Here is a 25268-nt window from a genome sequence, read left to right as displayed (position 1 = left end):
AAAGCTGCAACATATTCGTTACAACTAAACATCATAGGACTTTTATTGTTAGCATATTTCTAAATACATACACAAGATAAGGAAATAGAAATACTATTCTACTTATATATTTTATACAATTTAATAATACTATATTTAAATATATAATTCTACCCTTTATGCGGAATATAAAAGAATTATATACTTATTTGACATATTTATTAGTATATTTTGAACATATGCCTTTTTATTTTAAAATCATAGGTTGTTAGGTTGTTAGGTTGTTAGGTTGTTAGGAATAAAAAAGTGAGCCCTCCTTAGAGAACTCACTCTTTTATACATGTTTATAAGCTTTTATATACTGTTTGTTATCTTATTACCCTGAATTATTAAGGCTTAATTATCTTTAAATACCCTTAATTATTAAGGCTTAATCGTTAATAATAGTAAGCTAGTAGATGTTATTATTTTTCTTCTTCTTGTTCTACAATAGGTTCTTCATAGGTAACAAGGATTTTGTCGATACGGGTATTATCCATGTCGATGACTTCAAAGGTATAGCCATTCCATTTTGCCTTGTCTAGTTCTTTTGGAATGCGACCGAAGAGCAGATTCAAAAGACCACCCATAGTTTTGTACAAGTCATCTTCTTCGCCTGGTAATTCTTCATCGATGTGGAAGAATTCTTTAAATTCATCTACGTCGAGTAGGCCGTCTACGAGCCATGCACCATCGCGTTCGATGATTTTATTTTCTTCTTCTTTGATTTCGTCTTCGCCAGAAGGCATAAGGCCTACGATTTCTTCCATGATGTCATGCAAGGTTACGAGACCTGTGAAACCGCCGTACTCATCGAGGATAATGGACTCGTGAACGCCTTCAGTACGAAGGACGTTCAATAACTTCATGAGCGGAATGGATTCTGGAACGAGGACAGGTTCCTTGAGACAAGACTTGATGATATCTTGAATGGAACTTTCACTAGGACGTTGCATAATTTGAACTAATACGTCAGATACGGTAACGAGACCATTTAGTTCGTCCAAGGAATCGGTGCCAACAGGAATGCGATAATGGTTGGCATTTTTGAGGACATCCATGATTTCGTCCTCAGTGCCGTTAAGGTCGATCCATTTGAGCTGTGTACGCGGCGTCATCACGTCGCCAGCGTTCATATCTGCAAGATGGAAGATATTTTCTACGAGAATTGGTTCCTCTTCTTCGTAAGCACCCATAGCAACGCCTTCGGTGAGCATTTTGTTGATTTCAGACTCTGTAACAGGAGCCTCTTCTTTCACAGTCACGCCTAGTAATTTTAAGAGGAACTCTGTGGAAACGCCGAGAAAGCTAACGATTGGCTTTAAGGTTACAGACAACCAATAAATCGGTTTTGCTACGACTACGGCAATGCTTTCAGGACTATTTAAGGCTAAACGTTTCGGCACGAGCTCTCCGATAACGAGGGATAAATAGGTGATAACTGCAACGATGAGGAAGGAACTAATAGATGCTGCATAGGGCTCAATACTTGGAATATTAGCAACTAATACTTCCTCTAGAGGACCAGAGAAGGTCGCACCAGAATATAAACCAGTTAAAACGCCGACGAGGGTAATACCAATTTGAATAGTAGAGAACATCTCGTTTGGATTTTCTGCTAATTCAAAGGCTTTTTTAGCACGCTCATTGCCTGCTTCGGCCAACTCTTCGAGCTTACGTTTTTTAGTATTGACGATGGCGAGTTCCGTCATGGAGAACAAGCCGTTAGCGATGATTAATACGACGATAATTATAAAATCTAAGGTCAGATCACTGTCCATGTAAGTAGACACTCCTTTTTAATGACATATAATTCTGCACATGAGAATAATAGAAATATTATTCTTTAGTATACCATATTAGAATCAATAAATGTTTGTACACAATAAAAGTATCCTATATATCATAAGGGTACTTTTGATATATACTATAGGTGTTACCGCCCCAAACTGGTAACAGGAAGGGGGTGTATTAAAATGCTCGAAATATTTATTTCCTTCACAGTATCTATCGTAGCAAGTATAATTGGATATTATATTTGCAAGTGGCTAGATAGATATTAGGCCGGTAACTAGCACAAAAAGAGGAGGGCTGCCACCCTCCTCTTTTGTTTTGCATGCATTAAAATGCTAGCAAAATATTTATTTCCTTTATCTATAATTATATTACACAATTTAGTATTATTTGTAAATAATATTATATGCATATACAATAGTTGATATAACTAGATATTACTTAATATATTACGATTGATATAAGGTAGAAAATAAGCATAGTAGGAATGATATATGACAAGTGAACAGGAATGGGAACAGGTTTTACAAATAAAGACAGCTGGTCGTGATGCTAGTCGGTCTGATACGGAGCATCATCCTTATGAGCCGACGGATTATTGCGTCCTTGAGCGCTTGGCAAATAGCGGTCATATTCGCAAGAAAAACACCCTCATCGATTATGGCAGTGGCAAGGGCCGTGTCAGCATTTTTATGGCGTACCAAACGGGTTGTCACTCCATCGGCATCGAATACGATGAACGCCTCTATGAAAGGGCTCTTATTAATGGTGAAAGCCCATCAGCTCGCAATCGTGTAAGCTTTGTGCATGGTGATGCGGCGCTTTATGAATTGCCAGATCAAGCAGATCGATGCTTTTTCTTTAATCCCTTTGCTCTTCATACGATTAAGCGTGTATTAGGAAATATCTTTGATTCCTTATACCATCATCCTCGTGAGATTAAGCTCTTTTTCTACTACGTCAACGAAGAGGTAGAAAACTTCTTAAATAACCATGTGCGCTTGGAACAAGAAGAATCCATTGATTGCAGTGATCTCTTTGAAGAAAGGGATGCAAAGGAACGAATATTAGTATATTCAGTAAATCTATTTTAGGATTAAGAAACCTCATTTTGAATGGTTGTGTTAGCAGTTCTAAATTTATAGGACTAAGGTAATATTCAAATTGAGGTTTTATTCCGTTTTTTAGGAACTTTCACCTAGATTATTAAGGAAAAAGCAGATAAATTCTGATATAATAATATATTAGAGATTATAAAATCAATTCATTTTTTACGGTTCTATACATTGATTCGTATGCGCTATATTAGCGGGTAGGGATGAGTGTATTGAATACAGGAGGTACCCGTGGAACTCATCGATACAGTATTGATTGAACGCATTCGCAAGGCCTTGATGAAACGTTACGACCGAGATCAACAAATTCAACAAATGATTGAAGAAATCGGCGCCGAAGAGGGGCTTAATGAGTCTGAACTGGCTATCGTTTACCAAGCCTATTTAGAGGTAAAGGAACGCGTATACTATATATCTACCCTCGTTGATTTGTGGAATCAAATTGAAGAGGTTCAAAACAGGATGTCCTTGTTGCATACCTACGAATCTCTTGAGCAAGATTTGTTTGGCGATGTGCTAGGCGACGATAAGGAAGACATCATTCTGTCCGATACATCGTATCTTGGCAAGGGCGCTAGTCATAACAACGAAATGTACGCTATGGAACAGGTGCAATTGTCTGATGTGCCGGTGCAGCACGATTCTACGGTGGGCATGAACCACATTAAATTGAACGAATTAAACTCTATGGGCGGACTTTTTACAGGTTCTGGTGAAAGCTCCATTAAAGAAACCGTAGATTTTGATGATGCTACAGTAGAACACCTTGATGTAAATCCACTAGATGGCGTTGAAAGTTTAGAAGTACATCATTTAGATGAGGAAAATCCTTTTGATAATGATGATTTAGAAGCAATTTTATCATCTAAGAACAAAGATAAAAAATCTAAAAAAGATAAAAAATTAGAGGAAGAAGATGTATTGGATGATGAGGAAATGTCCTCTATTGATCCATATACTGCGGTAAATGCATTGTTATTTGGTAAAGCAGGCTTGGAGTCCGATAAAGCAAATAAGAAGCTTGAAAAGATTCTTAAAAAGCAATTGAAACGTGTTGATGATGAATGGGCGCGGATCAACGGCTCTGACGTAAAAAAATCCAAGGACGAAAAAAAATCTAAAGAAGATAAGAAATCTAAAGAGGATAAAAAGTCTAAGGAAGATAAAAAAGAGAAAAAACACAAAAAGTCCAAGGAAGAAAAACAGGCTAAGGACGAAGAAAAGTTAAAGAAAAAGAAAGATAAGGCTGAAAAGAAGCTTAAACTCTTAAACGATAAGTTGAAAACAGTCTTCTTAGCTGATACTTTCAGTAAAAAAGATAAGAAAGACAAGAAAAAGGATAAAAAATCCAAAAAGGATGAATCCGGAAAAAAGCAGAAACGATAGTTTCCGTATGGGATAGTAAGGCCGATAATTGGGCTATGGAGAGTGCTAGTGTTAAGAAATCAGCAGGTGCTGGGACTATCGACCGTGGATGCGGTAAATGCAAACGATGTAAGGGACCTAAATGTAAGAAATATCCAAGATAATTATAGTTAGGTAGTATAGAGTAGTTACGTTATATGAATAAACAGTTAGGGGTTAACGATGAACCGATGGCAGCGATTATTTGAAGGCATACGAACAGAGATTAAGGTGTTTATCTTTTTCTCTGCTTTGTTGACTGCATTTAGAATCGTGTTTCTTGCAGTATTTCAATCACAACTAGCTTCTGTGACGATGGAGAATATCCTCACGTCCTTGTGGCTAGGCTTTAGATTGAGTCTCAAGACCGTCGGTTCTTTGTGTTTACTAGGCTTTTTAGGAGGTACGTTGGTGTATACCTTTGTACCTAAATGGCCGTCCTTACGCATTAAACAAGTTCTCTATTCCATAACGACTGTACTGTTGACCTTCCTATTCTTAGGTCGCATTCCGTTCTACAAAATATTTAACTCCTCTTATAATGCGATGCTCATCAATGGTAAAAACGATGATATTAGCGCCATTGTAAATACGGCAATCAACGAATATAACGCCCTCATGTACATCGTTGGGGCCGTAGTATTGAGCGCAGCTCTTTGCTGGTTCCTCGTTCGCTTCTTAGGATGGGGCACGAAGAAATATAGTGACTATATTGGTAATGACCTTAGTGGTAGTGATCAACTGAGTGCTAGTGAACAAGTTAGCTGTCCTACTTGGTATCCTAAGACGAAGAAAACGGAGTGGATGACGGGTATTGGACTCACGGTTTGTATTGCAGTACTCGGTCTATTCTTTAGATTTGGCGGGGCTTTCAGCTATACGAATTCTATTAACTGGGAAAGTGCGGCGCGCCTAAGCTCTAATTTGTTGAATGAAAATATCCTTGATGATGTGCAGGCTCTTTATCGTGTTAAAAGCATTGCGAAACGGACAGCTGAGCTAGAGGTTATTAACTTAACGCCGCAAGAGTTAAACGAAAAAATCACTGCTGTTGGCGGTAAGTTTAATGGCACTAATTTTGATGGTTCTTTCACAAGAACTATTACGACACAGCGACTAGAGGAGCAACCGCAGTCTATTAATATCGTTCTCGGTGAATCCTATGGTTTATGGCCATTCCTCACCGAGTATAACGAACCTGGTGCGTACCTTGTTGAACAAGGTCGTAAATACGCTAGCAGTCCTCAAGCGATGAGCACGCAGCTAGCCCTTGCTCAAGGAACGGGCACGATGCCTGCTATTAATGGTTTACTCACTGGTATGCCTGACACAGGTCTATATCCTAACTATGAAGGTGAAAGCTTCAAACAACCGTATGGTTTAGGCATTGGTCCTGTTATGAAAAAGCTAGGCTATAAAACTGTATTCTGGTACGGTGGCTTTAGCACATGGCAAAATGTTAAGAATTTTGCTTTATCTCAAGGTTTCGATGAATTCCACGATGCATCTGAAATGCCAAGTGAAGATGGCAACGCTTGGGGTGTAGGCGATAAAGACTTGTTTAAAGCTATTTCTGCGTATATGGATCAACATAGAGGGGAAAAAATTCTCAATGTGATTATGACTACCTCTAACCATCCGCCGTATAGCATCAATGTAGCTAAGGAAGGCTACGATGTGAATAAGGTTAAAGGTCATTTGCCAGATACTATCGAAGAAAACGAAAAGCAATTGAACGAAATGGGCCATCTTTGGTATGCAGACCACGTGATGGGCGAGTTTATTGCAAATGAAGAAAAAGCAGATCCTTCTGCACTCTTTGTCATTACTGGTGACCATAGTGAACGATTTAACTTTGCTCGTGAAGTAGGGCCTAATGTGGCGTCTACAATTCCTATTATCTTCTACGGTCGCGGTATTCAAAAAGACTGGCTCGCTCCAAACGCATTTGGCATGAGCATTCAAATCATTCCAACCTTGGCAGAACTAGCTGGCCGCCCTGGTCAAACTTATGAAGCCATGGTACCAAGCCTATTTACACAAGAGGAATTTGTCTTTAACCATAGATTATATCTAGATAAAAATGGCAAAGTATTAGAACAAAGTGCGAGTATGCCTCAATCCTATGGGGATATGATTAAAAACATGCGCGAACTAGCGGCGTGGCGTATTAAACACGGGGATAAGATTAAGTAAGGGAAATTAGGATATAAGGTGCATATTGTAATTTAATAGGTACCTTATCTTAAAGTATATAAAAACTAGTATTGCTAGTGCATGTTTAAGAGGAGTATAGAATGGAGTTAATTTCGGTCATTGTACCGGTATATAATGTAGAACCTTATATTGCAGAATGCATAGAGTCCATTCAAAATCAAAGCTATCAACATTTGGAAATTATTTTGGTAAATGATGGTTCAACCGATGATAGTGGTGATATTTGTGATCAATATGCTGCTTATGATAATCGAATCAAGGTCATACATCAGGAAAATGCAGGACTTAGTGCAGCTCGTAATGCAGGAATAGAGGTTTCTACGGGTGATTATATTGCCTTTGTAGACTCCGATGATTACATTGGGATTACAGTATACGAAGATATGCTGAAACTCATGAAAGATCATAATTTAGATATCATCGAATTTACTGCTTTCAGAGATAAAGGTGGTACTATTATTGAAGGATGTAATGATGGTCAATTAGAAATCTTTGATAAGGATGATGCGTTGCAACTAGCGATGCATGATTGTTTTGTAGCTGCTTGGAGCAAATTATATAAACGCAGTGCTATTGGTGATGTGCGTTTTCCTATAGGTCGTAAATTTGAGGACACCGCAACATCTTATTTATACGTGGCAAATTCGAATCGAGTAGGTCATATCAACCGATGTTATTATTACTATCGATTGAATCCAAATTCTATAACACAAACATCATTTGATGCTAAATCACGATGGGATTTTGTATTGGGTTACGAGGAACGCTTACAATACGCTATAGATCACCAATTACCGTATGTGGATGATTGTAATAGTTTATTGATGAAAGCTGTATTATCCTGCTTAACAGCCTATTATGCAAAGCCTGTGGGCAATCAAGTGTATTACGATAATTGTAAAAAAATGATTGGAACCTATCGTAATGACGCATCTTACAAACAATTAAATTCTAAATATAAGCTCTTTTTATGGTCTTTCGGTCGCGCAGATTTTATCCATAAAATAGGGGCTCGTTTATCGTATTTTGCTAAACAAGCACGTTAGTTAGTGAAAGGTAAAACTATGGCAACTGTATCTGTAATAATCTTAGCGAGAAATGAAGAACATAATATTCATGACTGCATTGAGTCTGTGCAGTTTGCCGATGAAGTTTTAGTCATCGATGATTTCAGTACGGATGACACTGTAAAAATTTCTGAAGAAATGGGTGCTCGTGTTGTACAACACGCCATGAATGGTGATTGGGGTGCCCAACAAACCTTTGGCATTGAACAAGCAAAGTCTGACTGGATTTTATTTCTTGATGCGGATGAACGCATATCCGATCCTTTAGCGAAAGAAATTCAAAGTATTGTAGTTAATGAACCTAATAAAGCGTACTGGATTCAACGTCGTAATAAATTCCATCATAATAAGGCTACTCACGGTGTTTTGCGCCCAGATTATGTACTTCGTCTCATGCCAAAAGAGGGCAGTTATGTAGAAGGCTACGTGCATCCTGCCATAATTACGCCGTATCCAACAGAAAAATTACAACATCCGATGTATCATTACACATACGATAATTGGCATCAATATTTCAATAAATTTAACAACTATACCACATTATCTGCTGAAAAATATCGCGATAATGGTAAAAGCTGTTCTTTCATTAAAGATATTATCTTCCGTCCTACTTGGGCGTTCATCAAGGTGTACTTCTTACAAGGCGGTATTCTCGATGGAAAGATGGGCTTTATTTTATCTGTAAATCACTACTTTTACACGATGACTAAATACGTGAAGTTTTACTATTTACTAAAATCCAAGGGGAAATTGTAATAGCTGGGGGAGCATTATGTTAGGAAATTTTGGAAAGCATTGGCATATAGGCCGTACTATATATGGTAAGCGCACATGGCGTGAAACAAGACGTACCTTTTTACATACCATGCGCTCTTGTCGTTATGACTCAACAGTTACTGAATTTGAAAACTTCTTTAAGTCTTATACGGCAGATCCAAAGATGTTGGAAAAACATCCAAGTCTCTATGAATTGATGAGCCGTATGTTTTTGATTAAAAACTCTACACCACAATGGCGTTTAGAGGCACTTCGTCAGCATTTTACCATCTTACAAGAGGTGTTTACGGATGAAGCGATTCAGCTCATGTATGTAGATGAAGCGAAGTTTGATTATTTTGATAAAAAACGAGGTATTACCCTTTGGAGCTCTGATGAGCTCGATATGAGTGCTCATTTATATTACGAGCCAGGTCAACGCAAGGAAGGGTTCTTGACAGTTATGCTCTTGCTAGAGGATAAAGGTGTATATCATGCTAATATTCGTTTTGCAATGGGTTCTAATGGGGAGCGTACCCTTGTTATTGGCACTATTCAAGGTTATAAAGATGGCCTTGAGCGAGCAAAGAAGATTACAAAGAAAATGTATGGTTACCGTCCGAAGAATTTCATTACCTTCTTGATTCGTGAAATTGGTCGTGCAGCACAAGTAGAATCTATTCTTGCTGTTCCTGATGAAGGTTTCTATGCAAATTCTCATATGGTGCGCGGCAATAAAGCAAAGGTAGCCATCTTAGATACCTTGTGGGAGGATATTGGCGGTACTGTATTGAAAAACGATTCAAATTACTATGTGATTCCTCTTGAAGAAGAGCGAAAGCCAATCGAGGAAATTAAGTCTCAAAAACGTAGCCAATATCGTAATCGCTATGCACTATTAGATGAATACGCAGCTATGATTCAAGAAAATATAAAACCGTACGTAAAGGCCTAGAGGTGTGCTATGCGTGTAGCAATTTTAGAAAGTATTGTCATGCCTGCTGGGCATGAGGTAGAGTTTGATCGTATCCTCATCAATGAACTGAAACAACAAGGTCATGAACCTGTACTATTCGTGCCGGAGAACTTTCCTTTCAAAGTAGACTATGGAGTAGATATAGTGTACCTTGAAGGGGGAGAAGTAGTGACCTATGCGGGAGCGTCTAAATGGAAAAAGCCATTTTTATCTATTTTGCGCGAACGCCGACGCCGTAGTTGGTTCACATCAGCAGCACAGAAGATTAAAGAACATAAGATAGATGCGTTAATCATTCCTACAGGAACGTATCGTTATATAAAAGCATTATTAGATACGCCATTAAAGGACAGCGAGGCTTCAGTGCACGTTATTTTCCATGGTATCGGCAAGGGAGAAATGGATCGCTTTATTAAACAAGCCCATCGAGCTAATGCTTATAAAAACTTGTATCTCGATGTCATCTCTTTGCGTGATGATATGTTACGCTCTGATTTACCGAGAGTTCGCAAAATCTTGCCACCTGTGTTTTTACCATCTACTGAACTTAGGGCAGAACAAGGAAACTCCAATAGATCCGTAGATAATACGATTAAACTTGGTTTCTTTGGTCAGTTTAGAAAAGAGAAAAATATTGAGCGCTTCATCGATGCCTTTGTATCTTTGAATTATGATAATTCAGTGCAGCTCGTCGTTCAAGGGGCCACTGTAAAGCCTGAAGATGGAGCTTTATTTGAGTCTATAATTAAGAAATATAGCCAATATAGTAATATTCAGTTCATTCATGCCAGTTTGATTGGGAAAGACTGGGATAAAGCATTATTGAGTGTAGATGCTTTATTATTGCCTTATGGTGCTGAACGATATCGCTATCATTGGGCAGCTATGCTATTTACGGCTATAGGCTTTAACAAGCCTGTTCTCATATCTCCAGAAATTAATCCTGAGGTATTAGAACAATACTCCATTGGAGAAGTATTAAATTTAGACAGTGTAAATTCCATCGGGCAGGGGATTCAAACGTTCGTAGAGAATTTACAACATAACAAGGAACAATATAATCAAGGATTAATGAATGCTAATGAGGATTATAGTCATCGTGCATTGATTCAATCCATTATAAATGTATAAGAATTGTTAGGTAAGCATTATGACTTACTTATTGAGGGGGATTTTCTTGGGGATTTTATCAAAGTTACGATTAGAATCATGGATAGCTATTATGGTTACCTTAATGGTCTGCTTTACTAGGTTATCTATGGCTGCAGGGCAGATTTTTTATGGCATTGCAATTCTATTAAGTATTATCTATATTTGGAAACATAGGCGTGAGCTATATGTTCCGTCTTATGTCAAAAAATATAGTAAATCATTAGTTGCGATGCTGTTATTGTTATTACCATCAGCAATTTTGACGAATAATATTGCTGTAGGATTACCAGAGTTTATTAATGTATGGCTTTGGCGTATACCTGTGTTTTTTATTATTGCCCTTTGTATACGAGATAAAAAAACACTATTTACCATGCTTGCTGTATTTTTTGTAGATTTTGGTATCGATAATTTAGTAGCCTTTTATCAATATTATTCCGGTATGGCTGTGCGTGGTTGGGGTTTTGGCAGTAGTGTATTAACCATTGCAGGTATTATGGTTATGTTAGTGCCTATATTCTGTGTTATTTTATTAGATAAAGAATTTCCAAACTATGTGAAAGCTGCGGCTTTATGGGCTTTAGGCTGCGTCGGATTTGGTATGTATGGTAATCAAAGTCGTGGATCATGGCTATTTAATATGATCTTAATACCTATCGTATCATTACCGTATTTAATCAAACGCTTTGTCTATGTAGTGGCAGTTCTTGCTGCATTAGGTGGTGTTATTTGGGGATTCAGTACACAACCACAATATGTAGCTAGATTTGAATCTATTACAAACACGACTACTGATGGTTCTAATTTAGGACGCTTTGAAGTATGGACATCGTCTATCAATATGTTCAATGATCATCCTTTGACAGGTGTAGGTATAGGTCAATGGCGTACTAAATATGAAGAATCTTATCGTTTACCATCGGAAAATCAACATCTATATCATGCACATAATAACTTTATTCAGCTTTTAAGTGAGGTAGGTATACTAGGTTTACTTGGTGTTCTTATTTTTTATAGCACGATTATTATAGATAATTTTGTGACATGGTTTAAAAAGCGAGATCCCTATAGTCTTTGTTCTATGATTGCTGTAGTTTCCTATGTATTTGTCTTTGGACAGGTTGAATATACATTGGATAATTCCTCTGGTATGCGTATTATGTACTTTATGTTAGCCACGATGCTTCAATTGAGGGATAATTGAGAAATAGATGAACATTAAATTTGTATTTAAGGATTCATTTAATTAGTTTTTATGAGAAATTTATTCCTCGTTTAACTAAATTAGGTAAAAATATAAAACTAAATAAAAGTAGTTGAAATCTATGTTTTTCATAGTTTTAAACATTTGAATATGATACAATATAAGTAATTATTGGTACATTGTATTCGTATGCAAGAGAGGTTGTTTTCTTTAAAATTAATTGAGAAAACAACCTCTTTTTTAAAAATTGGGGTATTAGTATGAACTGTTCTGAATGTAATAATAACAATAAGCTACTTATTAGCAAAATTATAGTTCTTATAGCAGATTATGTGGCTATTGTTTTGGGGACATTAGCAGCTTATTATCTGCGAGTAAATTTACAAATCTTACCAGTAAGTGAACACTTCAAAGTCGATGAAATTTACGTATATGGTATTGTACCCATTGTTTTTTTATCTATATTGTTACTTAATAATGCTTATTCAATCGTAGCACCATATTGGGATACAATGAAAAATTTATTCCGTAGTATTACTATTGGTGTAGTTGTATCTATTGTGCTCATGTACACAGGACATGTAATTAATGATGTATCCCGTCTATTTGTAGCCTTTGCTTATATATTTATGCTACTCTTTATCTTTAGCGGTCGTTTTATTGTAGGCAAGATTCTTTCTAAGGTAGGATACTTAACAATACCAGTCCTCTTAGTTGGTGCAGGTAAAACAGCAGAGCTCGTAAAGAAATCGTTAGATCGCATGCCTATTGCTACTTACAAGATTATTGGTTATGTAGATGATAAGCCAAAATCCTCTACCATTGCTAAAGAATATGCATGTCTTGGTGCTTTTTCTGATGTAGAAAGAGTTATTAAAGATACCGGTGTACAAACAGTTCTTATATGTGCACCAGGGTTAGAACCTAAAAAGTTGGTATCTTTAATCAATCAATTGCAGTTATTAGTAAAACGAGTATCCTTTGTACCTGAGTTATTTGGTTTGCCAACAAGTAATATATCTGCTCGTGGCATGATGGAAGAACAAGCTGTTGTATTGCGGGTGCAAAATAACTTAGCTCGCAAGTCTAACCGCATTATGAAGCGTATCTTTGATATTGTAGCTACTGTATGTGGTGGCATTTTGATATTGCCAATCTTTGCCATCGTAGCTATACTGATTTATTTAGATTCTCCAGGTCCTATCGTGTTTGGTCATAAGCGCGTTGGCCAAGGTGGTAAAGAGTTCCCATGCTATAAATTCCGATCCATGGTGCCTAATGCACAAGAGGCATTGGAGGTATATTTGAAAGAAAATCCTGAAGCTCGTGAAGAATGGGAACGAGATTTCAAATTGAAAGACGATCCTCGCGTTACAAAAATTGGTAAATTCCTTCGTAAAACGAGCCTTGATGAATTGCCACAATTGTGGAATGTTCTCGTTGGTGATATGAGCCTCGTAGGTCCTCGTCCTATCGTTCGCGATGAAATCGTGAAATACGGCGACTATATTAATGACTTTTACCTTGTACCACCAGGGATTACTGGTGTATGGCAAGTAAGCGGTCGTAGCGATACTACCTATGAAGAACGCGTATTAATGGACTCTTGGTATGTTCATAACTGGTCCGTGTGGATTGATATTGTATATCTATTAAAAACTGTGTTGGCTGTCGTTAAATCGAAAGGGGCCTATTAATGAAATACGATTATCTAGTAGTTGGGGCAGGCCCATTTGGTGCTGTATTTGCCCATGAAGCGCACAAGCGTGGTAAATCTGTACTTGTTATTGATCGTCGCAATCATATTGCCGGTAATATGTACTGTGAAAGCAAGGACGATATCAACATTCACGTGTATGGTGCTCATATTTTCCATACATCCTTGAAGCATGTGTGGGACTATGTTAATCAATTTGCTGAGTTCAATCACTATGTAAACAGCCCTGTGGCCAACTATAAAGGTGAAATGTACAATTTACCGTTTAATATGAATACATTCTCTAAAATGTGGAATATTCGAACTCCAAAAGAAGCACAGGACATCATTACTAAACAACGGGCTGCTATTACAAGTGAACCAAAGAACTTAGAAGAGCAAGCTATTAGCCTTGTAGGTACAGATATTTACGAAAAGCTCATCAAAGGGTATACGGAGAAACAATGGGGCCGTAAATGTACAGAATTGCCAGCTTTCATCATTAAACGTTTACCAGTTCGTTATACATACGATAACAATTACTTTAATGACCGTTTCCAAGGCATTCCTATGGGTGGTTATACGAAGATGATTGAACGTATGTTAGAGGGCATCGAAGTTCGTTTAGGTGTAGACTTCCTTAAACATCGTGATGAATACGAAGCCTTGGCAGATAAGATCATCTATACAGGGCCTATTGATGAATACTTTGGTTATTCTGAAGGGGTTTTAGAATATCGTGGTCTTCACTTTGAAACAGAACGTCTTGAAGAGGAAAATCATCAAGGTATTGCCGTTGTGAATTATACAGAAGGAGAAATTCCTTATACTCGTATCATCGAGCATAAACACTTTGAATTTGGTACACAACCTGTTACGTATGTAACTAAAGAATATCCAAAAGATTGGAAAATCGGTGAAGAAGCGTATTATCCAGTGAACGATGTAAAGAATTTAGACCTTTACGCAAAATATGTTAAAAAGGCTGAAACGATTTCCAATGTTATCTTTGGTGGTCGTTTAGGGGAATACAAATATTACGATATGGATAAGGTCATTGCTAGTGCTTTAGCATTATGTAATAAGGAGTTTTAGGAATGAGAATTGAGTGGCTAGATTCGCTAAAGGGGTTTGCTATATTTTTAGTTGTTGTTGGTCATGTTATTCTTGGCTATATTCGTGCAGAAACTTTTACAGAATATCAATGGAGCTTACAGTTTGTATATGATGTTATTTATAGCTTCCATATGCCGTTGTTTTTTTTGATTAGTGGTTTTTTATATAAGCTTACATGGGCACGAAAAAATTCAGGTCTGCTAAAAAATATTTCTAATAAAGTTTTGAATATGGTACCTATGTATTTATTATTCTCGGTTGTATTTTGGTTATCTAAATATTATGCAACATTGTATGGGAATATCCAAATGAGTGATCATTTTAATCTAGTTGATTTAATGCACATTTATATAGCCCCTCTTTCTTATTTATGGTTTTTGTATGTACTGATTTGGCTTTTTGTAGCTATTCCTATATTTGAATTTATAATAAAGCCTACAATAGTCTTTATTATATTTCTATGTTTGTATTTTTTTATGCCACCCGTTCATGGATTATTGAAGATTATTAATCTAATTGTTTATGGAGGCGTGTATTTTACATTAGGATCAGTATTATGTATGTATCAGGATCAACTCAGGACAATTATTTGTAATAAGTTGAATGGTATTGGTTTTATTAGTATTGTTCTGGCAGTCATTACATTTCCTTATATAGAAGTGCATAATATTTTAAAGTTTATATGTGCTATATCAGGTTCTGTTTTTTTATCTATTCTATTTTTTAAGTTTAAGAATATAAAGTGGGTTACTATTTGGAATATTTGTGGTCGTTACTCTTTGGGAATCTATATTTTACATTTATATTTTTCTGGACCATTGAGAACCATATTTAAGCACCTGTCTATTGATAATATTATGGTGTGTTTAATTTTATCTTGTATGATTAGTACAATAGTGCCTATATTTATTGTTAAGTTTTTTGATAAATATAAAATAACCTCTTGGGTTTTTGGTAATTCCAAGTTAATCAAATTGAAATCATAAGATGAGAGTAGTAGGATGAAAGTATATGTCTAGTAATAAATATATTGATAGTTTAATAGGATTAAGTTTTATATTTGTAATATTTCCTGTAATACCCATGTCTTTACGAATAGGTTTTTTAGGTGGTGAGTTTTCAGCAAAAGCATCATTTTATACACTATTTATTTGTTTAGTATATAGTGTATGGCTAAAAAGACATAGTATACGTCAATATCATTTATATTGGAAAGAATTATTATATATAGCTCTTTTAGGGTTCAGTATTGCTGTATCTTTAGTTCATGGTTTGATTAATTTCCCTTACTATTATTTAGTTCCTGGCACTAATTATATGAATCATAAATTGGAAGTCATAATTCAATTCATATTTAATGAAACTGTGAGTGAATATACATTATCGGTCATTCATTTTTGCTTTAGAGTTTTAAAGAACTCTTTGACTCAACTTATTTTTACATTTGGATTTTCTTATTTGATTTTCTATTGGTATAAAAATCGCTCGGAAACAATTTTTAAAATAGTAAGTAAGGGTTCATTAATTTCTGCTACTTTAGTTGTTGTTTTTGGTGTTGTTGAACTATTTTATTTTGATAAACAGCAATGGGCACTTTCATTATTAACATACATAAGACCTATTGTTCATGCTATTGAGATTAATAATACATGGTGGCCACCATTATTTTGGCCAGAATTACAATTTAGGTCTCTATTTCCCGAACCATCCTTTTTGGGGATTTATGCAGTTATCACAATTCCTTTTATATGGAGTATTATTTTTACATCTAAGAATAAAAAGTTGGTAGGATTATCTTTCATTATTCTATTGCTTTTAGAGATGATTACCTTATTAGCTAATAGTAGAACTGCAACTGTTTTTTTTATCATAGATCACATATTGCTTGTATTTGCGCTTTGTATTCAATTTAGAAACAAAAAATTTATAATACATACAGTTCTTGTAACTTTAATAGGTCTTTTAGCTTTTGTAGGAAATATAGTATATACATCTAATGTTCTTTATGTACAAGATGCTTCTACTAAAAGTACAACTAGTACAACAAATAAAAATATTTCAACTCAGCAGGTTGCAAATGAAATCACATCTTATGGAGAAAATAATATTACGTCTTTATCTAAAAAAGGTGGTCGTAGTAATAACCAAAGATATGGTGTTATGAAGGCTGATTTGAATATATTTAAAGAAAATTCGTTATTAGGAATTGGGCAAGGGTTACGTACCCCATATGTTTTGAATCATTTAGATGAAGATATATTAAATGGTACGGAAGTAAAAATGTGGATTGAAAATATTAAAAATAAGGGCCTTATTAATATTTCTATTCCCATGTTAGGAGAATATACCTCTCGTTTATCGGAAACAGGGATCATAAGTTTTGTATTGTTTATGGGACCTATTGTATTCTTATTAGTTAGATTGCTTATTTATGTATTTAAAAATCCAAAAGATATATGGATTATATTTTTTACAATTGCTTATATAGAGTCTTTGTTGACAGGGATAGGAACGACTTTAAATGAACTGTATTATTTTTGGATATTATTAGGGTTTGGTTATGCATTAGTATATACGAGAAATTCATATCGTAATAAGGTGGATGAAATTAGTGAATATTAAGATTTTAGTAGCAACACATAAACAATATTGGATGCCTGAAGATTCTGTTTATATGCCGATTCATGTAGGACGAGACGGTAAGGCTGATATTGGTTATACAGGGGATCATACAGGAGATAATATATCTTCAAAGAATGCAAATTACTGTGAATTGACGGGCCTCTATTGGGCGTGGAAAAATCTTGATGCGGATTATATTGGTCTCGTTCATTACAGACGTTACTTTACACGTAAAGAGGTACGCTCTGTGGAGGACAAAAAGAATCAAATTTTAACGGGCGCAGAATGGGAGAAACTGCTTTCACAATATCCTGTAGTAGTAGCAGATAAGCGTAAATATTATATTGAGTCCAATCGTTCTCACTATAATAATGCCCACCATAGCTCAGGACTAGATGCGGCAGAGCAAATCATCGCTGAAAAATATCCCGAATATAGCGCTGCTTTCACAAAGGTATGCAATCGCACCTGGGCTCATATGTTCAACATGTTCGTTATGCGTAGAGATTTATTTGATCAATACTGTGAATGGATGTTTTCCATCTTAGAAGAAATCGAAAAACGTGTTGATATTTCTGATTATGATACATATGAAGCACGTATCTATGGCTTTGTTAGCGAAATCTTGCTTGATGTATGGATTGAAGCTAATAATATTAATTATAAAGAACAAAATGTATCTTTCATGGAACCTCAAAATTGGATTAAAAAAGGTGGATTATTTTTAAAACGTAAATTATTTGGGAGATAATATACTGACTATGATAAAGGTAATAGAACTTCCTATAGATAAAGATATGGGAGGTTTAACATCTTATGTTCTTCAATTATATAGAATGATTGATAAAAAAGAATTTGAATTAACATTACTGAGTTATGATGATCCTCAAAATTTTGATGTAAATTATAATGTAGAGACGGTTAGTAGACCATATCATATTATTCATTTTTATAAAAAAATGAAGTGTCTGCTTTCTGAAGAAAAAAATATCATTCATTTTCATCAATCTTATGTCAATATTATTCCTATTTTGATTGCTAAATTAGCTGGATTTAAAACTATTATTTTACATGCGCATAGCTCTAGTATAGATGATAATCGAAAAATTGTACGCTTTCTAAAGACAGGGTTACATAAGGTTGGAAGATTTTTATTACCTTATTTGGTTGATAATTATATAGGTTGCTCTACTAAGGCCTCAGAATGGATGTTTCCTAAAAAGTGTATAGATAGTGATTCATATTATTTATTACATAATGCGATTGATTTAGATTTATATGATAGAAATATAAATCTAGGGTTGGAGGTTAGACAAAAATTCAACATTCCTAAGGATGCATTGGTAGTAGGACATATTGGTCGTTTTACGCCTGTTAAAAATCATCCTTTTATTATCGATATATTTAAAGAGGTATTAAAACAAAATCCTAATAGTTATTTATTTCTCTTGGGGGATGGTGTAGAACGTCATAAGATTGATAGTCTTGTAAAATCAGCAGCTATATCTGACAAGGTTATTTTTATGGGGTATGTAAATAATACTGTGGATATTATGCAAGCTATAGATATTATGATATTACCTTCTTTATTTGAAGGGCTACCTCTAATTGCTATTGAGTCTCAAGCATTAGGTATACCAATATTAGTATCTGATACGATTACACAAGAGGTTGTGTTAACTGATTTATGTAGGACTCTACCAATTGATAATCCTAAACCATGGGCTTATGAGATTATATCTAAATTTGGTAAGAATAAATATATTGATTATAGATCTAGAATTAAAGAGCTAGGTTATGATTCTAGTGTTGCTATAAAGAAGATTGAAAATATATACAAGGGAAAACAATGAGTTTTAAAGGTTATATAAAAGAGAATCTACCATGGATTCGATCTATCTATAGAAAAAGGTTGGCTCCAATCAATTTAATCCATAATATTTTTGATAAGCCAGTAGTTGTTTTACTTTATCATAGAGTTAATCATTTGAATCGTGATTTATTTAATATTAATGTAACTCCTGATAATTTTGAAAGACATATTCGAATCTTAAAAAATCACTACAATGTAATAACTTTTAATGATTTAAAACGCAATGATATAAAGGAACCATCTGTTATTATTACCTTTGATGATGGATATTATGATAATTACAAATATGCCTTTCCAATTTTAAAAAAGTATCAAGTCCCAGCGACGATTTTTATAACATCTGGCGGTGTAGATACGGGTAAAGAGTTTTGGTGGGATCGATTAGAAACTGTCTTATTCGAAAATAAAAATCTACGAGAATCAATTGAGTTAGATATTTTAAATCAAAGACATATATTTGATGTATCTGATGATAAAAAGCGATTACATAGTTTTTATACATTACATCATATGCTTTTTTCTCTACATCCTAATGAAAGAGATATGATGTTAGACAGATGGTATGAGTCTTATGGATTGAAGGTTAATCCTAATAATAGGACTATAACTTCATCGGAGTTAATAGAGTTATATCAAAGTCAGTTAATCACATTAGGAGCGCATACTATTCATCATCCAGCGTTGAAACAAATTAGTAGAGAAGAACAAATACATGAAATACAATCTTCTAAGCTTTTTTTAGAGAACTTATTACATACGGATATAGATATTTTTGCGTATCCTTTTGGTCATAAAGAAAGTTTTGATCAAGTGACAGAACAAATTGTTCAAGATCTAGGATTCACATATTCAGTTAGTACTAAAAGAGCACAGCTTCATTCTAATACTAATCCATTTTCTATACCTAGATTCGGCATTGAAGATTGGTCAGAAGATGAATTTATACGACAAATGAAGCTAGTATGGTTTGAAAATTAGGGGATTTTTATAATGTTGACTATATCTGAAATTCAAGATCATTTATATATAATGCTTAAAGAGTTTGATTCCTTTTGTAAAGAGAATGATATTAAATATTCGCTATCAGGAGGATCATTATTGGGGGCCATTAGGCATAAAGGTTTTATTCCTTGGGATGATGATATAGACATTTGTTTAAGTCGATCAGATTATGAAAAATTAATTACTATATTTCCAAAGGTTTTTCATAGCAATTACCTGCTTAGATCTATTGAGCGTAATAACTCAAAATATCCTTTTGCGCGATTAGAAAAGCTTGATATCAAGATTGAAGATGAGTACAGTAATGCTAATCAGTTTTTATTTATGGATATTATGCCTGTTGATGGATTACCAAATGATAAAAATGAAGTTGTTAGTATCTATAAGAAACGTAAAATTTATAGTAAAATGCTCGAATTATGCGATGCTAAATTAGGTCATGGTAAATCATTTAGTAGAGCATTTATCAAGTCTATATTAATTATTTTTGCTAAATGTGTGGGATATAAATATTGGGCTCATAAATTAGATCAATTAGCAAAACAGTATGATTATAATACTTCTGATTATGTAGGCGCTATTACTGGGGGCGTTTATGGTGAAGCTGAATGTATGGTAAAGGATGCTTTTGAAAAACGTGTCCCTATAGAATTTAGAGATTTAAAATTAGAGGTTTTTTCATGTTACGATACATATTTAAGTAATTTATATGGTCGTAACTATATGGAAATACCGCCAGAAGGTAAACGTAAAATATCAAGTATTAGAGCATATGAGATTTAATGTATAGGGGTATAGCATGAATATAGGTATTATTTTTGCTGGAGGAACTGGACAACGCATGAGTTCAACTGGCACACCGAAACAATTGCTAGAAGTTAATGGGAAACCAATATTAGTGTATACGCTGGAACACTTTCAAAATAATGATAATATTGATGGAATTGTTTTGGTAGTATTAGAGTCTATTATTAGAGAGGTTAGTAAATTAGTACAAAAGTATAGTTTGGATAAAGTAAAGTCGATTATTCCAGGTGGAAAAACAGGGCAAGAGTCAATTTATCTTGGAATTCAAGAGTCTTCAAGACTATATGATCAAGATAGTATAGTTTTACTACATGATGGAGTTAGACCTATTATTTCTGATGAGCTAATTAATACGTGTATATCGTCCACAAAAACATATGGCAACGCCATTACTGTTTCACAAGCTATAGAAACTATTGTTTTAAAAGATAATGAGCTTTCTCATGTAGGGAAAATACTTTCTCGAGATGAATGTTTACTTGCTAAAGCTCCACAATGTTTCTATTTAAAAGATATTTATAAGGCACATGAAAAAGCAAGATCTGAAAACTTGGAGTTCATAGATTCGGCATCTATGATGCAGTTTTATGGGACTGAACTGTTTACAGTAATAGGACCAGCTGAGAATATTAAGATTACAACACCTATTGATTTTTATACATTTAAGGCTTATTTAGAAGTAAAAAATAGCCTCAATATTATGGGATTATAGGCTGATATTATGCGGACAGTTAGTGCAATTAAGAATATAAATTCCACGTTAATTGTATATGGATTTAATATGGTCTTACAGTTCATTATCCGTTTTGTATTACTATATTATTTATCTATTGAATATTTAGGCTTAAATGGTTTATTTGATAATATTTTGACTGTATTATCTCTGACTGAATTGGGCATTGGTCCAGCTATTATATTTAGTTTATATGCTCCTTTAGCTAATCATGATTTAGAAACAGCAAAATCAATCATGAGAATATTTAAAAAAGCATATATTTATATTGGTACACTTATTCTATTCTTAGGATTATGTATATCGCCCTTTGTTCAACATCTTATAAAGGTACCTCCTAATATTGCATATTTAAATATTTTCTTTTTACTTTTTGTTGTTGATACGGGTATTAGTTATTTTTACTCTTATAAAAAATGCTTGCTTATAGCTGACCAAAAACAATATATAGCTAACTATTACAGAGGGATTACTCAACTGATAGGAAGTTTATTCCAAATTGCCTTAGTCATTTTAACTCATAGTTTTTGGGTATATATTATTCTACGTATATGTATGACTTTTTCTGAGAATTTTTTAATAGCTAGAAAAGCCGATCACTTATATTCGTTCTTAAATGAAAAGAACATTCAGCCTTTAAATAAAGATATATACCAAAGTATTATTAGAAATATAAAGGCTTTAATACTTCATAAAATTGGTGGTGTTACTGTTTTTGGAACATCAAATATTATTTTATCAAAATTTGTAGGTTTAAGTGCTGTTGCGTTATATACGAATTATTATTTGATTATTAATGGTATCGATAAGTTGTCTGATCAAGTATTTAATGCACTAAAGGCATCTGTAGGAAATTTGAATGAGTCTCATGATGATGCTCATAAATTAGTTATTTTCAAGAGATTAGAATTTATGACAGCCTATTTGGCTTGTTTTATCTGTAGTAATTTGTACCTTTTATTAAATCCGTTTATTACCATCTGGCTAGGAAATAGCTATCGTTTTGATGAAAGTATAGTGCTTTGGATGGTTATCAACTTCTATCTAATGTTTATGCGTAAAGGCGTCTTAGTATTTAAAGATGCTATGGGGCTTTTTTGGCAAAATCGATATATGTCCTTAATAGAGGCCTTAATAAATTTAGTGTCTTCCATTATTTTGGTTCAATATTTTGATGTTTGGGGCGTTTTATTGGCTATGTTTATTAGTACGATTTGTATGCCTTTTATAGTTGAACCATATGTTTTATTTAAATACGGATTACGTTGGTCTTTGGTTAGTTATTTTAAACTTTATTTTCGCTACACTCTAGTCACTGTTATATTGGTTTATTTTAGTAAATTGTTATCACAGTTTGTTGCTATAGATAGTAGTTGGTTTGGACTATTACTAGGGGTTATATGTAATAGTGTTTTTATAATAATGACATGGGGGTTATTGTTTATTAGAAGTAAAGAATTTAAATTTTATATTGATTTAATTAAAAGTAGGTTTATAAGAAGGGGATAATAATGAGAATAACTGTAACTGGTGGTGCTGGATTTATTGGTTCTCATTTAGTTGATCGTTTAATTCATGATGGGCATACTGTCCAGGTTATTGATAATTTATATACAGGAAATAAAGAATTTGTTCATTCGAAAGCACAATTTGTAGAATTGGATATTAGAGACCCAAAGTTGTATTCTGTATTAGAAGAGTTTCGTCCAGAATATATATTTCATGAGGCTGCACAAACTGAAGTTTCTACATCTATGAGTAATCCAATGTTAGATTGTGATATTAATTTGATGGGATTAATTAATTTACTTAATGCAGCAGTAAAATTAGAGGTTAAAAAGTTTTTGATGCCATCTTCTGCAGCAGTTTATGGTAATTTAGATACATTACCATTAAATGAGGAAATGATTGGAAATCCATCGTCATTTTATGGATTAACAAAGTTAACTACAGAACATTATCTTCGTATTTATCATGAATCTTTTGGATTACCATATATATGTTATCGTTATTCGAATGTGTTTGGTCCGCGACAAGGTAATGGTGGAGAGGGAGGGGTTATTAGTATTTTTGCAAAAGCGATTGTACAAGATTCTCCTATTATTATTTATGGTGATGGAAAACAAACAAGGGATTTTATATATGTGGATGATGTAGTTGAAGCGAACATTTTAGGTATGCAACACCAGGTTACAGGTATTTATAATGTAAGTACTGGTATTGCAAGCTCCGTAAATTTGTTAGTTGATGAGTTTAGAAATATTAGCGGTAAAGATATAGAGGTAGTTTATGATAAGCCTAGATTAGGCGATATTAGAGATTCTGTTTTGGGAACTGATAAATCAGAAAAAGAGCTTTTATTTACAGTAAAATATAATTTACACGATGGGTTAATGAAAACATATGAGTATTTTAAAATGGTAGAGGGCTAATATTTATGAATGATGTTTTATCTTATGAATTGGAACGCACTGCTAAAGATATTCATATTTTTCTATCTAAACTTTCAGAGAAAACTATTTTGATAACGGGGGCAACCGGATTCATAGGATCTATGCTCACCCGATTGTTTTTAGTTAGTAATATGAAATATGGAACAGATATCAATATTATTTGTTCCGTGAGAGACATAGAAAAGGCAGAGGCTTTGTTCTCTAACCTTAAGAATTCAGAACAGTTAGTCTATATTACTAATGGTCTTGTTGCATGTAATGATTCTGTTGATTATATATTTCATACAGCAGCACCTACTACATCTAAGTTTTTTATTACACAACCAGTTGAAACATTAAATGGTAGTATCAGTACAACATTAGATGTCTTGCAATATGCAACAAAGAATAAAGTTAAAAAAATTGTATATTTATCTTCTATGGAGCAATATGGCATTCAGCAAGTAGATTATCAGAATATGACTGAAGATGATTTAGGTTATATTGATCATTTAGATGTTAGAAGTTCGTATTCTGAAGGTAAACGCATTTGCGAATGTTATTGTAGTGCGTATTTTCATGAATATAATGTACCCGTTTGTATTGCTCGTGTTGCACAATGTTTTGGTCCAGGTCTTTCACTTTTAGATAATCGTGTATCTATGCAGTTTGCTAAAAGTGTTATGCACAATGAAAATATTACTTTACATACCGCAGGACAATCTGTATCAAACTTTTGTTATATAACTGATGTACTTTCCGCCTTGGTACTATTACTGTTTAAGGGAGAATGTGGAGAAGCATACAATATATGTAATAGTAATGAAACAAGAAGTATTAAAGATATTGCAAATTTAGTAGCAAAAGAAGTCGCTGGGGGTAAAATAGGCGTGGTATTTGATATACCAGATAATGCCAATCAATATGGATATGGATATGCACATGATGTAAAATTTTTTTTGAACAATAAAAAGATAAAATCTTTAGGATGGACTCCTAAAGTTAATATGAAAACAGGATATAGAAACTTAATTGACTATATAAGATATGAGAATAGTAAGGTATAGAGTTATATTTGTGGAATGTTTTTTATTTTACATATAGCTATTTTATATTTTTCATTTTATTTATTACTTATTTATTGTTTAGTTTATTGCTTTTTTCTAAAGGGTCTATATAATTATAAAAGAAATGAAATTATCATGAATTATTTTGATTCATGATAATTTAGTTGTTTTTATTAGAGATAAAATTTATTGTTTTATTATATAGTATGATAGGGCA

Annotated in this window: 21 protein-coding genes; 20 read left to right on the top strand and 1 reads right to left on the bottom strand. The window is 33.9% G+C overall.

The features are described 5' to 3' along the window. Positions 1 to 443 precede the first annotated feature (443 nt). Positions 444 to 1799: a hemolysin family protein gene (locus RYM16_RS02365; RefSeq protein WP_314982059.1), complete on the bottom strand. Its 1356-nt coding sequence runs from the start codon at positions 1797 to 1799 to the stop codon at positions 444 to 446. A 507-nt stretch (positions 1800 to 2306) separates the two neighbouring features. On the opposite strand from RYM16_RS02365, the gene RYM16_RS02360 reads away from it, so the two are divergent. The 20 genes from RYM16_RS02360 to RYM16_RS02265 all read left to right on the top strand — a co-directional run bounded on the left by RYM16_RS02360 (position 2307) and on the right by RYM16_RS02265 (position 25051). Continuing rightward, entirely contained in the window at positions 2307 to 2906 is a 600-nt protein-coding gene (locus RYM16_RS02360; protein ID WP_314982057.1) for a class I SAM-dependent methyltransferase, read from the top strand. A gap of 252 nt (positions 2907 to 3158) precedes the next feature. Next, a complete protein-coding gene (locus RYM16_RS02355) occupies positions 3159 to 4313 on the top strand; it encodes a transcriptional regulator (RefSeq protein ID WP_314982055.1) in 1155 nt (384 codons plus the stop codon). Between the two features lie 201 nt (positions 4314 to 4514). Beyond that, the gene (locus tag RYM16_RS02350) at positions 4515 to 6527 is read left to right on the top strand and encodes a sulfatase-like hydrolase/transferase (RefSeq protein ID WP_314982052.1); all 2013 of its coding nucleotides are present in this window, start codon (positions 4515 to 4517) and stop codon (positions 6525 to 6527) included. A 101-nt stretch (positions 6528 to 6628) separates the two neighbouring features. Then, complete coding sequence (locus RYM16_RS02345) at positions 6629 to 7594, top strand: glycosyltransferase (RefSeq protein WP_314982051.1); 966 nt, start codon at positions 6629 to 6631, stop codon at positions 7592 to 7594. An 18-nt stretch (positions 7595 to 7612) separates the two neighbouring features. Then, the gene (locus tag RYM16_RS02340) at positions 7613 to 8371 is read left to right on the top strand and encodes a glycosyltransferase family 2 protein (protein WP_278604905.1); all 759 of its coding nucleotides are present in this window, start codon (positions 7613 to 7615) and stop codon (positions 8369 to 8371) included. 16 nt (positions 8372 to 8387) lie between these two features. Further along, complete coding sequence (locus RYM16_RS02335) at positions 8388 to 9326, top strand: DUF535 family protein (RefSeq protein ID WP_314982048.1); 939 nt, start codon at positions 8388 to 8390, stop codon at positions 9324 to 9326. A gap of 9 nt (positions 9327 to 9335) precedes the next feature. Continuing rightward, complete coding sequence (locus RYM16_RS02330) at positions 9336 to 10478, top strand: glycosyltransferase (protein WP_314982046.1); 1143 nt, start codon at positions 9336 to 9338, stop codon at positions 10476 to 10478. Between the two features lie 46 nt (positions 10479 to 10524). After that, positions 10525 to 11703 (top strand): O-antigen ligase family protein, encoded by a 1179-nt coding sequence (locus tag RYM16_RS02325; protein ID WP_314982044.1) that lies wholly within the window; start codon positions 10525 to 10527, stop codon positions 11701 to 11703. Positions 11704 to 11963: 260 nt separating this feature from the next. Next, entirely contained in the window at positions 11964 to 13400 is a 1437-nt protein-coding gene (gene wbaP, locus RYM16_RS02320; RefSeq protein WP_314982042.1) for an undecaprenyl-phosphate galactose phosphotransferase WbaP, read from the top strand. Then, entirely contained in the window at positions 13400 to 14494 is a 1095-nt protein-coding gene (glf, locus tag RYM16_RS02315) for a UDP-galactopyranose mutase (RefSeq protein WP_314982040.1), read from the top strand. The genes wbaP and glf overlap by 1 nt, the downstream gene beginning before the upstream one ends. 2 nt (positions 14495 to 14496) lie before the next feature. Further along, positions 14497 to 15501, top strand: coding sequence for an acyltransferase (locus tag RYM16_RS02310; RefSeq protein ID WP_314982038.1), 1005 nt, complete (start codon positions 14497 to 14499; stop codon positions 15499 to 15501). 25 nt (positions 15502 to 15526) lie between these two features. Further along, positions 15527 to 17137 (top strand): hypothetical protein, encoded by a 1611-nt coding sequence (locus RYM16_RS02305; RefSeq protein ID WP_314982035.1) that lies wholly within the window; start codon positions 15527 to 15529, stop codon positions 17135 to 17137. After that, entirely contained in the window at positions 17127 to 17888 is a 762-nt protein-coding gene (locus RYM16_RS02300) for a DUF4422 domain-containing protein (protein WP_314982034.1), read from the top strand. The genes RYM16_RS02305 and RYM16_RS02300 overlap by 11 nt, the downstream gene beginning before the upstream one ends. Positions 17889 to 17898: 10 nt before the next feature. Further along, positions 17899 to 18990 (top strand): glycosyltransferase, encoded by a 1092-nt coding sequence (locus RYM16_RS02295; RefSeq protein WP_314982033.1) that lies wholly within the window; start codon positions 17899 to 17901, stop codon positions 18988 to 18990. Then, positions 18987 to 19988, top strand: coding sequence for a polysaccharide deacetylase family protein (locus RYM16_RS02290; protein WP_314982032.1), 1002 nt, complete (start codon positions 18987 to 18989; stop codon positions 19986 to 19988). The genes RYM16_RS02295 and RYM16_RS02290 overlap by 4 nt, the downstream gene beginning before the upstream one ends. Positions 19989 to 20000: 12 nt before the next feature. Continuing rightward, the gene (locus RYM16_RS02285) at positions 20001 to 20795 is read left to right on the top strand and encodes a LicD family protein (protein ID WP_314982030.1); all 795 of its coding nucleotides are present in this window, start codon (positions 20001 to 20003) and stop codon (positions 20793 to 20795) included. A gap of 16 nt (positions 20796 to 20811) precedes the next feature. Beyond that, positions 20812 to 21531 carry an IspD/TarI family cytidylyltransferase gene (locus tag RYM16_RS02280; protein ID WP_314982028.1) on the top strand — a complete coding sequence of 240 codons (720 nt, stop codon included), beginning with the start codon at positions 20812 to 20814 and terminating at the stop codon, positions 21529 to 21531. Between the two features lie 9 nt (positions 21532 to 21540). After that, on the top strand, positions 21541 to 23061 hold the full coding sequence (locus RYM16_RS02275; protein ID WP_314982026.1) for a transporter: 1521 nt from the start codon (positions 21541 to 21543) through the stop codon (positions 23059 to 23061). Positions 23062 to 23063: 2 nt separating this feature from the next. Further along, the gene (locus tag RYM16_RS02270) at positions 23064 to 23984 is read left to right on the top strand and encodes an NAD-dependent epimerase/dehydratase family protein (RefSeq protein ID WP_314982024.1); all 921 of its coding nucleotides are present in this window, start codon (positions 23064 to 23066) and stop codon (positions 23982 to 23984) included. Between the two features lie 5 nt (positions 23985 to 23989). Beyond that, entirely contained in the window at positions 23990 to 25051 is a 1062-nt protein-coding gene (locus RYM16_RS02265) for an NAD-dependent epimerase/dehydratase family protein (protein ID WP_314982022.1), read from the top strand. Positions 25052 to 25268: the final 217 nt, after the last annotated feature.

This window comes from uncultured Veillonella sp. (assembly GCF_963524655.1).
In the GTDB taxonomy this organism is placed as follows: domain Bacteria; phylum Bacillota; class Negativicutes; order Veillonellales; family Veillonellaceae; genus Veillonella.
This window is presented reverse-complemented; position numbering and strand designations above follow the sequence as displayed.

Bases quoted from the DNA above. Each gene is read 5' to 3' on its own strand.
- RYM16_RS02365 (WP_314982059.1), bottom strand. From the start codon at position 1,799: ATGGACAGTGATCTGACCTTAGATTTTATAATTATCGTCGTATTAATC.
- RYM16_RS02360 (WP_314982057.1), top strand. From the start codon at position 2,307: ATGACAAGTGAACAGGAATGGGAACAGGTTTTACAAATAAAGACAGCT.
- RYM16_RS02350 (WP_314982052.1), top strand. From the start codon at position 4,515: ATGAACCGATGGCAGCGATTATTTGAAGGCATACGAACAGAGATTAAG.
- RYM16_RS02345 (WP_314982051.1), top strand. From the start codon at position 6,629: ATGGAGTTAATTTCGGTCATTGTACCGGTATATAATGTAGAACCTTAT.
- RYM16_RS02340 (WP_278604905.1), top strand. From the start codon at position 7,613: ATGGCAACTGTATCTGTAATAATCTTAGCGAGAAATGAAGAACATAAT.
- RYM16_RS02335 (WP_314982048.1), top strand. From the start codon at position 8,388: ATGTTAGGAAATTTTGGAAAGCATTGGCATATAGGCCGTACTATATAT.
- RYM16_RS02330 (WP_314982046.1), top strand. From the start codon at position 9,336: ATGCGTGTAGCAATTTTAGAAAGTATTGTCATGCCTGCTGGGCATGAG.
- wbaP (WP_314982042.1), top strand. From the start codon at position 11,964: ATGAACTGTTCTGAATGTAATAATAACAATAAGCTACTTATTAGCAAA.
- glf (WP_314982040.1), top strand. From the start codon at position 13,400: ATGAAATACGATTATCTAGTAGTTGGGGCAGGCCCATTTGGTGCTGTA.
- RYM16_RS02310 (WP_314982038.1), top strand. From the start codon at position 14,497: ATGAGAATTGAGTGGCTAGATTCGCTAAAGGGGTTTGCTATATTTTTA.
- RYM16_RS02305 (WP_314982035.1), top strand. From the start codon at position 15,527: ATGTCTAGTAATAAATATATTGATAGTTTAATAGGATTAAGTTTTATA.
- RYM16_RS02295 (WP_314982033.1), top strand. From the start codon at position 17,899: ATGATAAAGGTAATAGAACTTCCTATAGATAAAGATATGGGAGGTTTA.
- RYM16_RS02290 (WP_314982032.1), top strand. From the start codon at position 18,987: ATGAGTTTTAAAGGTTATATAAAAGAGAATCTACCATGGATTCGATCT.
- RYM16_RS02285 (WP_314982030.1), top strand. From the start codon at position 20,001: ATGTTGACTATATCTGAAATTCAAGATCATTTATATATAATGCTTAAA.
- RYM16_RS02280 (WP_314982028.1), top strand. From the start codon at position 20,812: ATGAATATAGGTATTATTTTTGCTGGAGGAACTGGACAACGCATGAGT.
- RYM16_RS02275 (WP_314982026.1), top strand. From the start codon at position 21,541: ATGCGGACAGTTAGTGCAATTAAGAATATAAATTCCACGTTAATTGTA.
- RYM16_RS02270 (WP_314982024.1), top strand. From the start codon at position 23,064: ATGAGAATAACTGTAACTGGTGGTGCTGGATTTATTGGTTCTCATTTA.
- RYM16_RS02265 (WP_314982022.1), top strand. From the start codon at position 23,990: ATGAATGATGTTTTATCTTATGAATTGGAACGCACTGCTAAAGATATT.